We start from the raw sequence: 13,296 nt of genomic DNA, 5'->3' as shown, positions 1-13,296 counted from the left end.
CCCCTGGTCGGCTCCCAGTGTCCCACGCAAAGTTCACAGTCGAGCGGAACCCAACCACGGTTTTACGTACATTGGAGTTGCTTGGAGTGCACTCCAGGTGACTAGCGTCGACGGGGTTCTACGAGAAGGGCGAGTGTCGTGGGTGAAGCCGCAGTGCATGAGCGAGGTAGCGACTGGGAACTTCCTCGGTTTTCGATCGGGGAGGTGGCCGAGCGGTCGGGGCTGAGCCGGGACACGTTGCGGTGGTATGAGCGGATCGGGCTGATGGATTACATCGGGCGCGATCATGCCGGGAAGCGGCGGTTCAGCAATCGGGACCTGGAGTGGCTCGCGTTGATCGGCCGGTTGCGGACGACGGGGATGTCGGTGGCGGACATGGTCCGTTATGCCGAGCTGGTGCGCGAAGGGGAATCGACGTTCCCCGAGCGGCTGGAGATGTTCCGCAATACCCGTGCCGAGGTGCTCGCCAAGATCGATGAACTTCAGCAGACCGTGGCCGTATTGGATTACAAGATCGATATCTACGAGGGCAAGGCACAGTTCGCCCGGCCGGCCACGATCACCGTGCAGGACACTGAAGGAGTCAAGGTATGACGACCGCGGAAACGCTGCCGACGACCACGCTGGGCGCCAGCGGCATCGAGGTGAGCGTGCAGGGCCTGGGCTGCATGGGGATCAGCGAGTTCTACGGGTCCTCCGACTTCACCGAATCGCGAGCGACGCTGGATCGGGCGCTGGAACTGGGTGTCACGCTGTTCGACACCGCCGACGTTTACGGCGCGGGTCACAACGAGGAGTTCCTCAGCGAGTTCGTGCGCGCCAACCGCGACCGGGTGGTGCTGGCCACCAAGTTCGGCATCGTCCGTAAAGCCGACGACCCGGCCTATCGCGGCATCGACAACTCGCCGGACTACATCCGCAACGCGGTGGAGGGCAGCCTGCGCAGGCTCGGCATCGACACCATCGACCTGTACTACATGCACCGGCGGAGTCCGGAGGCGCCGATCGAGGACACCGTCGGCGTGCTGGCAGAGCTGTTGCAACAGGGCAAGATTCGCGCGATCGGCCTGTCCGAGGTCACCGGTCCTGAGCTGCGCGCGGCGTACGCGGTGCATCCGATCGCGGCCGTGCAGTCCGAATGGTCGATCTTCTCCCGCGATGTCGAGCAGACGGTGGTGCCCGCCGCCACCGAGCTCGGCGTGACCTTCGTACCGTATTCGCCGCTCGGCCGCGGCTTCCTGACCGGCGCGGTCACCGAACTCACGGAAGGCGATGTGCGGCGGGTGTTTCCGCGCTTCGCCGAGGAGAACGCGGCCCGCAATGCCGAGCTGCTCGCTCCGCTGCGGACCATCGCCGAGGCGCGCGGCGGTACCCTGGCGCAGGTCGCGCTGGCCTGGCTGCACGCACAGGCCCGGGTGCGCGACCTGTCGGTGGCACCGATTCCCGGTACCCGCAGCAGGACTCGGCTCGCCGAGAATGTCGCGGCCGCGACCATCGAGCTGACCGACGACGAACTGGCAACGCTGGAGCCGATCGCGGATCGGGTGGCCGGAAACCGCGCCGCCGACCTGTCTTTCGTCTCCGCGGGCCGGGAATAGCAAGCACCACAACAGATCAGGAGTTCGCCGTGTCCACGCTGACGCTCAATGTCCGCTTCACCGCCAAGCCGGGCCACGAGGCCGAATTGCGCGAGGTGTTGCAGAACATGATCGAGCCGACCCTGGCCGAAGACGGCTGCCTCGGCTACGAGTTGTATCTGCATCCCACCGATGCGAGCCGGGTCGTGCTGCTGGAGGAGTGGGTCGACGCCGAAGCCCTGGCGGCACACTTCGAGACACCGCATCTGAAGCAGTGCGCGGCCGCCCTGGATCAGATCCTGGTCGAGCCGTTCCAGCTGCGGCGCTTCGCCGAGATCTAGCGATAACAGGCGGCCCCGGCGACCCGAATTCGGATCGCCGGGGCCGCGCTGTCTCTACTGAGGGCGCTGTCTCTGCCGGAGGGGCGCTGCCTCAGTGGAAGGATCGGCCGCCGAGCGACGCGCTGATGATCGCGGGCGGGGTCCACCCGACCATGAGATTCGCTCGCTCCTGCGGCGTGAGATCCTGCCTGGCCCAGATTCGGTGCGCGCTGCGGCGGCAGGCGGCGACCAAGGTGGGGGCGGTGCGGTTGCGGAACCTCATGACGTTTCTCCTTCGATGAACTCTCCATGTTCGTCCGGTGCACCGGCCCACGCGAGAGGCGGCGAACGATCTCTACGAGTTCTGTATGCCGGTGTAAATGCGCCGGACCTTGGTCCGTTTGAACGCGCCCCTGCCGGGTGCCCGGTCCCGCGGGCTACTAATATCCAATGGAGTGAAGCCCGATGTACCGCATGACCGCGTCTGGATCGACAAGCAGACGCCCACCGCATTCCGCGCCCTGACCGCGGTCGCGAGCGAAGTACGTGCCGCAGGCGCCGCAGTCGGCCTGGACCGCAAGCTCATCGAGCTGATCAACGTGCGGGTTTCCCAGATCAACGGCTGCGCCTTCTGTCTGGACACGCATCAGCGCGCGGCGCTCGCCGCCGGGAACACCGACCAGCAGCTCGCCGTGCTGCCCGCGTGGCGGCGCACCGAGCTGTACACACCGATGGAACAGGCCGCGCTCGCACTGGCCGAAATCACCGCCACGCTGCCGGGCGAGCACACGATGGAGCGTGAGTACGCTTTCGCTCGCAAAGTTTTGACGGACGATCAGCTGTCCGTCGTCGTCTGGGCCGCCACCACGATCGGCGCGTTCAACCGCGTGTCGATCCTCAGCAGACATCCGGTCCGCGCATCGAAGGAGAAGTCGACCATGACCACAGCCGCCTCGGAAGCCAAGGTTGTCCGCAACGACGAGAAGAACCGCTACGAGGTGTTCTACGGCGGCGACCTCGCCGGGTTCGCCGAGTACGAGGAGCGCGACGACGAGACGGTGTTCATCCACACCGAGATCGACGGCGCGTTCTCCGGCAAGGGGCTCGGCAGCACGCTGGCCAAGCACGCCGTCGAGGATGTGATCGCGCGGGGACGGGTGATCCGGCCGCTGTGCCCGTTCATCAAGGCTTACCTGGAGAAGCACCCGCAGTACGACGCGCATGTCATCGGCAAGGGCATCACGCGGTGAGTGACCTCGATCCGCATCCGGCGGAGGCGCTGTGCGAGCCCGCGGCCGGTCCCGGCCCGGTGGCCGAGCTGTACCCCTCGCGTGAGGTGCCGCTCGGCGGCGTGCGTGGGGTTTTCGTGGAACGGGTGCTGCCGCAACGGGATCTGCCGACCGTCGGGGCGTGGTGCTTCCTCGATCACTTCGGCTCACCGACGGTGACCGATACCGGGGCGTCGCCGGATATCGATCCGCATCCGCATATCGGCCTGCAGACGGTGACCTGGCCGTTCGACGGCCGGATCCGCCATCGCGACTCGGTCGGCTCGGACGTGCAGATCGAGCCGGGACAGCTGAACCTGATGACCTCGGGACGCGGCATCGCGCATTCCGAATACAAAGTCGCGGGTGCGCACGCCGGACACGGCCTGCAGCTGTGGATCGCCTTGCCCGGCAACAAAACCGGGATCGACCCGCACTTCGAGCAGCACCGCGAGTTGCCGGTCTACGAAGCTCCGGGCATCCGGGCCGTCGTGCTGATCGGTTCGCTGGCCGGCGTCACCTCCCCCGCCACCGCCTACACGCCGATCGTCGGCGCGGATGTGCGGCTGGCACCGGGCGAAGTCACCCTTCCGCTGGAGCGCCGGTTCGAGCACGCGCTGATGGTGATCGAGGGCGAGGTGACCGTCGACGGCACACCGCTGGCCGCCGGACCGCTGCTGTACCTCGGCACCGATCGCGACGAGGTCGTGCTGACGAGCACGGCCGGAGCGCATTTCGCGCTGATCGGCGGCGAGCCGTTCGGCGAGGAACTGGTGATGTGGTGGAACTTCGTGGGCCGCAGCCACGAAGAGATCGTGACGGCCCGAAACGATTGGGAGAACCACGATCTCGGCCGGTTCGCCGATATCGCGGGCCACCCGCCCGAGCAGCGCATCCCGGCCCCGCCACTGCCAGGCCTGCACCTCAAGCCCCGCAAACGCCGGATCGGCCCGGCCAGAACTCCCAATGGCTAAGGGACAGCGGTGAACAGCTCGTAGCTGTGACCGTCGGGGGCATGCACGTAGACACCGCGGCCGCCGCCGAGATGATTGACGGCTCGGTCCCACCCATGCTGTGGGCCCGAACCGTAATCGACGCCAGGCCACTGTGCCAGTCGCGCCAGCACCGCGTCGAGGGTCTCGTCGTCGACGAGAAATCCGTAGTGGCCCGGTTGGACCGGCCCGCGGTCGTCGAAGTCGAAGGTGAGGTCGGCGTTGATCTGTACCGGCGCGAAGGGACCGCTCGGCGCACCCACCGACAGGCCGAGCAATTCGGCGAAAAACGTTGCGGCGGCGTGCCGGTCCACCGCGGGCACGATCGTGTGATTCAAGACAATGGTCACGACTACCTCCAGAAGCATGCGATATGCATACAAATATACATGCGGATCGCATATTACTGCCAGGGTCGGGCTAGGCTGACTGAATGAGCAGACGGGCGACCGCCAGGCCAGGAACCGCCGCCGACGGCGGGCCCGCACTGTTTCGACTGGTCCGCTTCTGGTCCCGGCGCTGGCTCAACCGGACGTCGGCGGACCTGCCCGACGAGCTGCGGCACGCCCAGCACGTCCAGGTGGTCGAGGCGGTGGCCGCCACCGCCGAGCAGGGTGCCGAGGCCACCATCACCTCGGTGTCACATCAACTCGGGCTGGACCATTCGGGAGCGAGCCGGATGGTCCGCGACGCCACGGCGGCGGACTACCTCTCCCGCACCGAATCCGAACACGACCGGCGCCGAACATCATTGGCGCTGACGGCTAGCGGCGAGCGCCTGCTCGCGGACGCCCGCGCCTGGCAACGGCAGGTCTTCACCGAACTCACCGCCGACTGGGACGAACTGGATCGACAGCAGTTCGCCGGGTATCTGCGTCGATTGAGTAACGAACTCGAACTCTGAGCCGAGTTGTCTTGCGCCCGAACGCCGAGCCGTACTCGGCTGCGCCTGATAATGTCGCCGACGAACACACTGCGCAGGGGCAGCGCTACCGAAAGAGCACGATGAGAGTTTCCAGAATCTCCGCGACGGCACTGCTGGCCTTGGCGGCCACCGTCATCAGTACCAGTGCCACGCACGCGGATCCCGCCACCACCACCCCCGACACCGCGCTCGACGTGCGTGGGTCCTTCGCCGAAATCGCCTATCAGGTAGCGGCATCCGAGGATCGGCGCGCCGCGGTGACGACGATCCAGGACGGTCACTTCGACCTGATCCACGACGGGCGGGTCGTCACCCTGACCGCTCCCGACGGAAATATCGTCGCCGCCCTGCCGATGGCGCTGCGAGTCGGTGACAAGCGGGTGGCACTGAATCCGGTCATCGAGGAGGCGGGCCATCGGCTCACCCTCGCCCCGGACAACATGTCGCAGGCGCCACTGCGCGATGTGGCCAGCCAGGAACGCTTCTTCGCCGAGGTCGAGAAGGCCATGCCGATTGTGTTGGCGGGCGCGGGAATCGGTGCCGGGATCGGCTTCGTGCTCGGCTTCCCGCTCGGGCTCTTCGTCATCGACTTCATCACGGTGCCGATCACCACGGTGCTCGGTGCCGCGATCGGCGCGGCGGCCGGACTCGCGATGGCCGGTGGTCAGCCCGCGATCGACGCGGCGCTCGAATACGTCTCCGGCGCGCCCTGATCCGGCACGGGCGGCGTGGCCGCAAGCACCACCTCGAGGAGCCCGGGGAAACGCGCGTCGAGTTCGGCGCGGCGTAGTTCGACCAGTTTCGTGCGGCCCTCGCGCCGCTCCCGGGTGATCCCCGACTCGCGCAGCACCCGCCAGTGATGGGTCGCAGTGGCCTTGGTGACCGACACCGGCAGGCTGCCGCAGGTGCGCGGCTGGTTGGCGGAGTCGAGCTCGCGCACGATGAGCAACCGCACCGGGTTGCCGAGCGCGGCGAGCGCGCTGGGTGGCCTCGACCTGCTCGTGAACAACCTGGGTGGTGGCGGGGACAACGAGCTCGCGGCGACCTTCCTGGAGTCGACCGATGAGCAGTGGGCGCAGATGTTCGATCTGAACTTCTTCAGCATGGTGCGCACCACCCGGGCGGCCTTGCCGAGCCTGCTCGACCGGCGCGGCGGCATCATCAACTTCTCCTCGATGAGCGGGCGCATTCCGCACACCGCGCCGCTGACCTACGCGGCGACCAAGGGGGCGGTGAATACCTTCAGCAAGGGACTCGCCGAGGAGTTCGGGCCGCAAGGGGTGCGGGTCAATACGATCTCGCCGGGACCGGTCCGCACCGAACAGTGGGCGGGGCCGGACGGCTTCGGCGCCAAACTCGCCGCCGCCCGCGGCATCAGCCAGGAACAGTTGCTGCGCGACGTTCCCCGCGAAATGGGCTCGACGACAGGCACATTCGCCGAACCACACCAGGTAGCCGCCCTCGTCGCCTATCTCGCCTCACCGCTCGCCTCCGCCATCCACGGGGCCGACTACGCCATCGACGGCGGCGCGATCAAAACCGCCTGATCCGAACGTGCGTGGCGGGCGAGTCGATCACCGCGGTGTGTCACTCAGCCAGCGGAGGAGGGGCGGTGCGCGCGATTCTCGATATCGTCGGCGGATTCCAGGGTTTGAGTTCCGATGACGCGCAACAGATCCAGCTTCTCGGCGGCATCCGTACCGGGGCGCGGTAGGTAGACCAGCAGGCGTTGGGCGGCGCTCGGCGTGAGCAATGTTTCGCAGATCGTGTCGATCAGGCCGACCTGCGGGTGCTGGATTCGTTTGGTATCCGAAAGACGGACCGCCACTTCGTGTTCGTCCCATAATTGGTCGAAATCCGCACTCACCGAACGCAACTTGCCGATGAATTCGGCGACGTCGGTGTCGCCCGCCCGGCGCGCGGCCGTCGCACGCAGATCCGCGACGTGCTTGCGGCCCAGGCGATCCCAGTCCTCCTCGGGGAAAGACGCGCGTGACTCGATATCGGTGAACCAGCGGTAAGCGTAGAAGCGTTCCCAGCCGCGACGGGTGGCGAGGTCGCCGAGCAGCAAGGTGTGCATGCGGTTCTGCACCAGTACCTCGCCGAGGTCGGTGATCACGGTGGCGGCGGTGTCGTCCAGCTTGGCCAACACGTGCATCAGTCCGGGAGCGACGTGTCTGTCACCGAGTTCGCGTACCGGCGCCGCGTGGTCGCACAGGTGGTAGAGGTGGTCGCGCTCGTCGCTGCTGAAGCGCAATGCGCGGGCCAGCGACGCGAGCACCTGGGTGGACGGCCGCGGTCCGCGCGACTGCTCCAGCCGGGTGTAGTAGTCCGTGGAGATGCCCGCCAACAGCGCGACCTCGTCCCGGCGCAGGCCGGGAGTGCGCCGCCGGACACCCGGCGGCAAACCTACCTCCGCGGGCGTCAGCGTCTCGCGACGGCGGCGCAGGAAGTCGGCGAGCTCGGTTCTGTCCATACCTCTACTTTCCCCCGGAACGGGCCACTCAGCCAGGGATCGCCGATCCCCCGATAAGCGATCTCTGCCGCAATCCCCGCCCGAGGTTCAGGCTTGTCTCATGACGACATCGAAGATCCCCACAGTTCGGCTCGGCAAGACCGGGCCGACCGTCAGCCGCATCGGGCTTGGCGCGATGGGCATGTCCGGCATGTACGGTGCCGCGGACGACGCCGAATCCGCCGCCACCATCCACGCCGCGCTCGATTCCGGCGCGAACCTCATCGACACCGGCGATTTCTACGGCGCCGGACACAACGAGCTACTGATCGGCAAAGCGATCGCCGAGCGGCCCCGCGAGGACGTACTGCTCAGCGTGAAGTTCGGCGCGCTGCGCGGACCCGGCGGCGCCTGGGGCGGGGTGGACAACCGGCCCGAGGCCCTGCGCAACTTCCTCGTCTACAGCATGCAGCGGCTCGGCGTCGAGTACGTCGACATCTACCGGCCGGCCAGGCTCGACCCGAATGTCCCGATCGAGGACACCGTCGGCGCGATCGGCGAGCTCATCGAGGCGGGGTATGTCCGGCACATCGGGCTGTCCGAGGTTGGTCCCGACACCATCCGCCGGGCCGCGGCGGTGCATCCGATCGCCGATCTGCAGATCGAGTACTCGCTGATCTCGCGCGGGATCGAGGCCGAAATCCTGCCGCTGTGCCGCGAGCTCGGCATCGGTATCACCGCCTACGGTGTGCTGTCTCGCGGCCTGCTCAGCAGCTCGGTGCAGGCCGGAACCACCTTCGCCGCCAACGATTTCCGGGCACACAGCCCGCGTTTCCAAGGCGAGAACCTCAGCCAGAACCTTAAGCTGGTGGACGCGCTCGCGGAAATCGCTGCGGGCAAGGATGTTTCGGTCGCCCAGCTCGCCATCGCCTGGGTGTTGACCCGTGGCGCGGACATCGTGCCGATCGTCGGCGCGCGTCGGCGCGAGCGTTGGGCCGAAGCCGCAGGCGCACTGGAGGTCTCGCTGAGCGAGGACGAATTGGCCACCATCGAGGCGGCGGTGCCCGCCGATCAGATCGCCGGCGAGCGGTACGCCACCGCGCAGATGGCGATGCTCGACAGCGAGCGCTGAGTGGGTGGGTGCGCTCGTGCACCGAGCGCACCCACGCCGCGATTACTGCCTGCGTGGCCTGATAACAGCGGTGAATGCCGCTGCCGCCACAGACTTTCCGGTGTTGTCGGTGATGTTCACCGGCACTTCCAGTTCGATCGGCGTGCGCGCCGCGATATCCGAGCGCACCTGCTGCAGGATGTCGCCGGATACCTCGGACGTCGCAAGATACGGCCCCGCATCGCCTTTGGCGCGCGCCCGATATTCGATCCGCCCGTCCCTGGCGACGATGAAGGTCTCCCCCATCAGGTCCACGATGCCCGACACGGACGCGCCCATCGCCGCGGTCTCGGCGAGGCCGAACAACACCGCCGCGTGCAGGTCGCCGTTGTGATTCAGGTGCTCGGCCCGTGGCGCCATCCGCACTACGTTTCGCCCGGCATCGAACTCCACCCCTTCGATCCCGGTGTACTGGATGAACCCCAGCTTCTGGAACCCCGCCATCACCAACTCGCCCATGGCCGTGCTGTCCATCGCATCTCCCACTACATAACTGAAACGTGTTCTAATTTCATACCGTGTGGGGTGCGTGTTGTCCATGCGGAGCGGTGCTGCCGAGGTGCTCGGTGGCGGAAAGTTGAGGTGTCGATCCCCATCTCACTCCCGTGAGACCAGCCGTTTTCGAAACGGTGACGGACGCCGGTCCGCATAACTTTCCCTGGTTTATCGGCGGAAAGGCGAGGGCACGATCCCCAAGGTTGTTGGACCTCGATTCGCTTAGCAAGCGATCCAAGCCACCCGGCTAGTTGCCTTTCCTGAATGACCTCGGCGGGAATCGAACCCGCGGTGCCGTGAATGAGAATCACGGTGCCCTAACCAGCAGAGCACGAGGCCGTGGTGCGTGACGCAGATCGGAATCGAACCGACGTGATACCTGAATGAAAGTCAGGGTGCCCATGCCAACAGAGCAACTGCGCCTGGGTGGGACGAAAAGGGCCGCTCCGTGCGATTCCCGGATGCGGCCCGTGTGGTGCGGCGATATCGCCGCACTCACGACACGGGGCGTACACCCTCGGATCGGTAACTGGATTCCTCAGCCGTCGCGAATTCACGCTGTGTCAGCGATGATTCGAGGTGGCTGATCATGTCCGTTACCTTTCGTCGTTCTCGATGAATCGACGGTAACACCGCCGCGCGATCATCGAAACCGATTATTTTCGGCACGCGGTCAGGGCCGGTGATAGGCCTTCGGCAGCTGGTAGCCGCGTTCGGCGAGGATGGTGCGCAGCAGGTCTGGGCGGTTGGTGATGAGGCCGTCCACGCCGAGGTCGATCATCGCGTTCATGGTGGCGCGGTCGTCGACCGTCCACGGCACCACTCGTATGCCGCGCTGGTGAGCGGCTTGGACCAGACCTGCCGTGGTGAAAGGTTGATAGCCAGGGTCTTCGACGCTGCCGTCCTGCGGGTCGCCGTGCACCGGCGATACCGCGTCGGCACCGAAAGACGCTGCGGCGCTGACGAATTTCTCCTGGAGTGAGCCCTGGAAGTCATCGATGTCGATGCCGCCCAACCAGGGCGACGCACCGGGCTGGCCTTCCTGCAGGAATTGCTGTCCGTTGGTCAATGCGACGAGCGGCAACTCCGGTGCGACCTCGCGCATGCGCATGAGAGAGCCCCAGTCGAAACTTTGGATGGTGACCTGATTTTCGAGGTGCGCGCGCCGCACTTCCGCCGCGATCACTTGCACGAATTGCTCGCGGGGCGCGGTTTGTTCCGGCGCTCCCGCTTCGACTTTGGACTCGACGTTCAGCATGACCTCGTCGGCGTGATAAGCGTGCACGAGGTCGAAAACCTCGGACAGCAAGGGCATTCGAGCCCCCGGCTCCGTCCGCTGATCCGGAAAAGCGGCCAATCGCTTCGAGCCGCAGTCGATGGTGCGGACCTGAGCCAATGTCAGGTCTCGAATGAACCTGGTACCCGGCACATAAGGAAACTTCGGATCGCCCGGAAAGGCCGGAGCGGTGTCGATGCACTTGTCCGGACTCGGATCACGGTCATGGGTGACCACCGGAAACCCGTCCTCGGTGATCTGTACGTCCAATTCCAGTGTGCGCACGCCGAGTTCCAGCGCATTCGTGAACGAGGCCAGCGTGTTCTCCACCACCAGCGCGGCCCCGCCACGATGCGCCTGCAGATCGAACTGCGCCGGCGGCCCACCCGCCGACGCCGCACCCACGTTCAGGACACCGCCCAGCAGGATCGCCGCGACGCCCACCGCACCCGTTCGACGCATGCCTCCATTGTGACGGCCACCGCCGACGTCGCGGTGACGCCTGAATGAATCCCAGGAACCACCACGATCCTCGGGTGAACTCAAGGACGGTTTATGTCGATGTGCTCCGCTTCGGGTTGTCCGGTTCGGTCTTCGCCTCGGTCGCGCAGGTCGTCCCAGGCCGCAAGCACGACGATGCCGATGAGCAGCAGCGCGCCGAGCGCCACCGCGAGTGTGTAGTTCACGGCCCGAGGTCAGGCCAGGCCGCCGGGTTTGCCGAGTAGGTCGCTTAGCGCGGCGTCGATGAATTGGGTGTCTTCGGGATTCTTGCCGAAACCGGCGAAGTGGCCCCAGATGCCGGGGATCACGCGGAGTTCGGCGTTGGGGATGTGCGAGACGGCCCAGGCCTCGTCCTCCGGCGGGAAGTACAGGTCTTTCTCGGCGGGCAGAACCAGGGTGGTCGCCTTGATCGAGGCGAGGGCGGCCTCGGTGTCACCGTCGAAACCGGGCGTGCGGCCGACGTCGGCGTGCTGCCAGGTCCACAGCATGGTGAGCAGGTTGTTCGGGTCGCGGCCGTCGAGGAAGAAGCCTTCCCAGAAGCCGATGAGGAAGTCCTCCAGGGAGGTATAGCCGAGCTTTTCGTATTCCTTCTGCCAGTAGAAGGCTTGAGAGAAGCCCCAGCCCGCGTAAACCCTTGCCAGCGCGCGCAATCCGGTGGTCGGCCAGTTCTCGCCGTACCAGCCACCCGCGAACGCCGAGTCGGCGGTCAGTGCCGCCTTGACGCCCTCCAGAAAAACCTTGTTGTGCAAGCTCGTTCGCGCGGAACCGCAGAACGGGGCGATCCGCTCGACCATCTCGGGATGACTCACCGCCCACTGATACGTCTGCCCAGCACCCATGGACCAGCCCGTCACCAACGCGAGGCGCTCGATGCCGAATTTCTCTGTCACCAACCGATATTGGGCTGCCACCTGGTCGTAGACGGTGATGTCGGGGAAGCGCGCACGATCGTAGGGCTGGAGGGTGTTGCTCGGCGAGCTGGACAGGCCGTTGCCGAGCATGTTCGGCACGATGATGAAATACTCGGCCGGATCGAGTGCCATCCCAGCGCCGATCAACCACTCGTTGTCCCAATGTCGCCCCGAGTACCACGTCGGATAGACGATGGCGTTGCTCTTCTCGGCATTGAGCACACCGTAGGTGGTGTACGCCAGGAAGGCTCCGCGCAGCGTGGCACCATGCTGCGTGGTGAAGTCACCGAGATCGAAGATCTGGTGGTACTCGGTCATGAAGCGACTCGCTTTCGCAACGGGCGGACCAGGATTCGGCAGGCCGCAGCCGTGCTCCCGCACCACCCACCAACCAAACCCCTTCAATTGAAAATATTCTTACAGAAAATATTCCCCCAAAAATAAATTTCCCATCACTCTTTCCACCCCGAACCCGATGCCACGCCGCCGAAGCTTCGTATGCTGCCGACCTGGAGGATCCCAACTTCGTCAGTCAGGGGCAGGCATGAGCAACCGGCGGGACTACTACCGAGATCCCGACGCGCCGAGGGCGAATAGCCTGGTGCCTGGCGGGTCCGCGCTCATCGTCGACGAGGATGGGGCGATTCTGATGCAGCGCCGGTCTGATTCGGGGAACTGGTCGTTGCCTGGCGGGACGATGGAGATCGGCGAGACGCTGGAGCAGTGCGTGGTTCGGGAGACCAAGGAAGAAACCGGGCTCGACATCGAAATCACTGGGCTGCTCGGCATTTACACCGATCCGATCCACGACACGGTCCGACTCCGCCTGCGACATCACGCCGAACAACAGGCGCACCCGTACCTTGGCTGATCAGCGGGGCGTTCGTTCCCGATTCGATGGGTTATGGGAGGGAGTGGCGATGACTGGTCCGATGCTTTCTGGTGCGACTGTGCAGGAGATTCAGCTGGAGTTGGTGCGGCGGCGGCGGTTCAACGACTTCGATGGTGGGGTTGTTGTCGCGAGTTTGGAGCGGCATCGGGAGCTGTGGGTGGCGGTGTGTATGGATCGGCTCGGGGTGGCTTTGGCCGAGCATCCTGATTGGCTTGCACCCATGTCGTTGATCAAATTGCGCGATCTGCCTGACAACACCTGGAACGTGGACACGTTGTTTGTGCTGACCGAGAGCCTGGACAAGGCGCGAGAGCTCGCTCGGGTGGCGGACGAAGAGCGTTGGCTGGCAAACGAAGTGATCGTGCAGGAGAACGCGGATGAGATGGGGGATGCGCTCGGGAGCTGGCCGTATACCGAAGGTGTGTTGACGGCCTGGTGGGATTGACGGGCGGCGGATAACGCAAACGGCCCCCGCTCCGAAAGGGAGCGGGGGCCGGATGGTGTTGCGCGGTA

General features: G+C 65.8%; 19 protein-coding genes, 2 tRNA genes and 1 pseudogene. 12 read left to right on the top strand and 10 right to left on the bottom strand.

Going from position 1 to position 13,296, the window contains the following annotated elements:
• Window positions 1-138 precede the first annotated feature (138 nt).
• Genes ACIBK2_RS29445 through ACIBK2_RS29435 form a run of 3 tightly spaced genes read left to right on the top strand, consistent with a single transcriptional unit; the run spans window position 139 to window position 1,918 of the window.
• Window positions 139-594, top strand: coding sequence for a MerR family transcriptional regulator (locus tag ACIBK2_RS29445; RefSeq protein WP_396971747.1), 456 nt, complete (start codon window positions 139-141; stop codon window positions 592-594).
• Entirely contained in the window at window positions 591-1,598 is a 1,008-nt protein-coding gene (locus tag ACIBK2_RS29440; protein ID WP_396971745.1) for an aldo/keto reductase, read from the top strand. The genes ACIBK2_RS29445 and ACIBK2_RS29440 overlap by 4 nt, the downstream gene beginning before the upstream one ends.
• A gap of 29 nt (window positions 1,599-1,627) precedes the next feature.
• On the top strand, window positions 1,628-1,918 hold the full coding sequence (locus ACIBK2_RS29435; protein ID WP_396971743.1) for a putative quinol monooxygenase: 291 nt from the start codon (window positions 1,628-1,630) through the stop codon (window positions 1,916-1,918).
• Window positions 1,919-2,009: 91 nt separating this feature from the next.
• On the opposite strand, the gene ACIBK2_RS29430 is transcribed toward ACIBK2_RS29435, so the two are convergent.
• Window positions 2,010-2,180 carry a hypothetical protein gene (locus ACIBK2_RS29430; protein WP_357385924.1) on the bottom strand — a complete coding sequence of 57 codons (171 nt, stop codon included), beginning with the start codon at window positions 2,178-2,180 and terminating at the stop codon, window positions 2,010-2,012.
• Between the two features lie 172 nt (window positions 2,181-2,352).
• Here ACIBK2_RS29430 and ACIBK2_RS29425 point away from each other — a divergent pair.
• The 3 genes and pseudogenes from ACIBK2_RS29425 to ACIBK2_RS29415 all read left to right on the top strand — a co-directional run.
• A pseudogene (locus tag ACIBK2_RS29425) lies at window positions 2,353-2,814 on the top strand (carboxymuconolactone decarboxylase family protein); the annotation flags it as partial.
• 21 nt (window positions 2,815-2,835) lie between these two features.
• A complete protein-coding gene (locus ACIBK2_RS29420; RefSeq protein WP_396971986.1) occupies window positions 2,836-3,147 on the top strand; it encodes a GNAT family N-acetyltransferase in 312 nt (103 codons plus the stop codon).
• Window positions 3,144-4,139, top strand: coding sequence for a pirin family protein (locus ACIBK2_RS29415; RefSeq protein WP_396971741.1), 996 nt, complete (start codon window positions 3,144-3,146; stop codon window positions 4,137-4,139). The genes ACIBK2_RS29420 and ACIBK2_RS29415 overlap by 4 nt, the downstream gene beginning before the upstream one ends.
• Here ACIBK2_RS29415 and ACIBK2_RS29410 read toward each other — a convergent pair.
• Complete coding sequence (locus tag ACIBK2_RS29410) at window positions 4,136-4,507, bottom strand: VOC family protein (RefSeq protein WP_396971739.1); 372 nt, start codon at window positions 4,505-4,507, stop codon at window positions 4,136-4,138. The two genes, ACIBK2_RS29415 and ACIBK2_RS29410, sit on opposite strands and share 4 nt — an antisense overlap.
• Before the next feature lie 83 nt (window positions 4,508-4,590).
• On the opposite strand from ACIBK2_RS29410, the gene ACIBK2_RS29405 reads away from it, so the two are divergent.
• Both ACIBK2_RS29405 and ACIBK2_RS29400 read left to right on the top strand, forming a co-directional pair.
• Window positions 4,591-5,061 (top strand): MarR family winged helix-turn-helix transcriptional regulator, encoded by a 471-nt coding sequence (locus tag ACIBK2_RS29405; RefSeq protein WP_396971737.1) that lies wholly within the window; start codon window positions 4,591-4,593, stop codon window positions 5,059-5,061.
• 101 nt (window positions 5,062-5,162) lie between these two features.
• Window positions 5,163-5,795, top strand: coding sequence for a hypothetical protein (locus ACIBK2_RS29400; RefSeq protein WP_396971735.1), 633 nt, complete (start codon window positions 5,163-5,165; stop codon window positions 5,793-5,795).
• Here ACIBK2_RS29400 and ACIBK2_RS29395 read toward each other — a convergent pair.
• Window positions 5,747-6,022: an ArsR/SmtB family transcription factor gene (locus tag ACIBK2_RS29395; RefSeq protein WP_396971733.1), complete on the bottom strand. Its 276-nt coding sequence runs from the start codon at window positions 6,020-6,022 to the stop codon at window positions 5,747-5,749. The two genes, ACIBK2_RS29400 and ACIBK2_RS29395, sit on opposite strands and share 49 nt — an antisense overlap.
• Before the next feature lies 1 nt (window position 6,023).
• On the opposite strand from ACIBK2_RS29395, the gene ACIBK2_RS29390 reads away from it, so the two are divergent.
• Window positions 6,024-6,629 (top strand): SDR family oxidoreductase, encoded by a 606-nt coding sequence (locus ACIBK2_RS29390; protein WP_396971731.1) that lies wholly within the window; start codon window positions 6,024-6,026, stop codon window positions 6,627-6,629.
• Between the two features lie 44 nt (window positions 6,630-6,673).
• On the opposite strand, the gene ACIBK2_RS29385 is transcribed toward ACIBK2_RS29390, so the two are convergent.
• Window positions 6,674-7,558, bottom strand: coding sequence for a helix-turn-helix transcriptional regulator (locus ACIBK2_RS29385; protein ID WP_396971730.1), 885 nt, complete (start codon window positions 7,556-7,558; stop codon window positions 6,674-6,676).
• Window positions 7,559-7,658: 100 nt separating this feature from the next.
• Here ACIBK2_RS29385 and ACIBK2_RS29380 point away from each other — a divergent pair, with 100 nt between their 5' ends.
• A complete protein-coding gene (locus ACIBK2_RS29380; RefSeq protein ID WP_396971728.1) occupies window positions 7,659-8,669 on the top strand; it encodes an aldo/keto reductase in 1,011 nt (336 codons plus the stop codon).
• Window positions 8,670-8,711: 42 nt separating this feature from the next.
• On the opposite strand, the gene ACIBK2_RS29375 is transcribed toward ACIBK2_RS29380, so the two are convergent.
• The 6 genes from ACIBK2_RS29375 to ACIBK2_RS29350 all read right to left on the bottom strand — a co-directional run bounded on the left by ACIBK2_RS29375 (window position 8,712) and on the right by ACIBK2_RS29350 (window position 12,209).
• Entirely contained in the window at window positions 8,712-9,182 is a 471-nt protein-coding gene (locus ACIBK2_RS29375; RefSeq protein ID WP_396971726.1) for a PaaI family thioesterase, read from the bottom strand.
• Between the two features lie 286 nt (window positions 9,183-9,468).
• A tRNA-Glu gene (locus tag ACIBK2_RS29370) sits at window positions 9,469-9,542 on the bottom strand.
• Window positions 9,543-9,550: 8 nt separating this feature from the next.
• A tRNA-Glu gene (locus tag ACIBK2_RS29365) sits at window positions 9,551-9,626 on the bottom strand.
• A 250-nt stretch (window positions 9,627-9,876) separates the two neighbouring features.
• Complete coding sequence (locus ACIBK2_RS29360) at window positions 9,877-10,941, bottom strand: glycerophosphodiester phosphodiesterase family protein (protein WP_396971724.1); 1,065 nt, start codon at window positions 10,939-10,941, stop codon at window positions 9,877-9,879.
• An 80-nt stretch (window positions 10,942-11,021) separates the two neighbouring features.
• Window positions 11,022-11,165 carry a hypothetical protein gene (locus ACIBK2_RS29355; protein WP_396971722.1) on the bottom strand — a complete coding sequence of 48 codons (144 nt, stop codon included), beginning with the start codon at window positions 11,163-11,165 and terminating at the stop codon, window positions 11,022-11,024.
• Window positions 11,166-11,174: 9 nt separating this feature from the next.
• Complete coding sequence (locus ACIBK2_RS29350; RefSeq protein ID WP_396971721.1) at window positions 11,175-12,209, bottom strand: alpha/beta fold hydrolase; 1,035 nt, start codon at window positions 12,207-12,209, stop codon at window positions 11,175-11,177.
• 226 nt (window positions 12,210-12,435) lie between these two features.
• Here ACIBK2_RS29350 and ACIBK2_RS29345 point away from each other — a divergent pair, with 226 nt between their 5' ends.
• Entirely contained in the window at window positions 12,436-12,762 is a 327-nt protein-coding gene (locus ACIBK2_RS29345; protein WP_396971719.1) for an NUDIX domain-containing protein, read from the top strand.
• 49 nt (window positions 12,763-12,811) lie between these two features.
• Window positions 12,812-13,228 (top strand): hypothetical protein, encoded by a 417-nt coding sequence (locus ACIBK2_RS29340; protein WP_396971717.1) that lies wholly within the window; start codon window positions 12,812-12,814, stop codon window positions 13,226-13,228.
• Window positions 13,229-13,296 lie beyond the last annotated feature (68 nt).

The organism is Nocardia sp. NPDC050175, assembly GCF_044459885.1.
Classification (GTDB): Bacteria; Actinomycetota; Actinomycetes; order Mycobacteriales; family Mycobacteriaceae; genus Nocardia.
This window is presented reverse-complemented; position numbering and strand designations above follow the sequence as displayed.

Coding starts and splice junctions, on each gene's coding strand:
- ACIBK2_RS29440 (WP_396971745.1), top strand. CDS start 591: ATGACGACCGCGGAAACGCTGCCGACGACCACGCTGGGCGCCAGCGGC.
- ACIBK2_RS29430 (WP_357385924.1), bottom strand. CDS start 2,180: ATGAGGTTCCGCAACCGCACCGCCCCCACCTTGGTCGCCGCCTGCCGC.
- ACIBK2_RS29420 (WP_396971986.1), top strand. CDS start 2,836: ATGACCACAGCCGCCTCGGAAGCCAAGGTTGTCCGCAACGACGAGAAG.
- ACIBK2_RS29405 (WP_396971737.1), top strand. CDS start 4,591: ATGAGCAGACGGGCGACCGCCAGGCCAGGAACCGCCGCCGACGGCGGG.
- ACIBK2_RS29400 (WP_396971735.1), top strand. CDS start 5,163: ATGAGAGTTTCCAGAATCTCCGCGACGGCACTGCTGGCCTTGGCGGCC.
- ACIBK2_RS29390 (WP_396971731.1), top strand. CDS start 6,024: ATGAGCAACCGCACCGGGTTGCCGAGCGCGGCGAGCGCGCTGGGTGGC.
- ACIBK2_RS29385 (WP_396971730.1), bottom strand. CDS start 7,558: ATGGACAGAACCGAGCTCGCCGACTTCCTGCGCCGCCGTCGCGAGACG.
- ACIBK2_RS29380 (WP_396971728.1), top strand. CDS start 7,659: ATGACGACATCGAAGATCCCCACAGTTCGGCTCGGCAAGACCGGGCCG.
- ACIBK2_RS29375 (WP_396971726.1), bottom strand. CDS start 9,182: ATGGACAGCACGGCCATGGGCGAGTTGGTGATGGCGGGGTTCCAGAAG.
- ACIBK2_RS29360 (WP_396971724.1), bottom strand. CDS start 10,941: ATGCGTCGAACGGGTGCGGTGGGCGTCGCGGCGATCCTGCTGGGCGGT.
- ACIBK2_RS29350 (WP_396971721.1), bottom strand. CDS start 12,209: ATGACCGAGTACCACCAGATCTTCGATCTCGGTGACTTCACCACGCAG.
- ACIBK2_RS29345 (WP_396971719.1), top strand. CDS start 12,436: ATGAGCAACCGGCGGGACTACTACCGAGATCCCGACGCGCCGAGGGCG.
- ACIBK2_RS29340 (WP_396971717.1), top strand. CDS start 12,812: ATGACTGGTCCGATGCTTTCTGGTGCGACTGTGCAGGAGATTCAGCTG.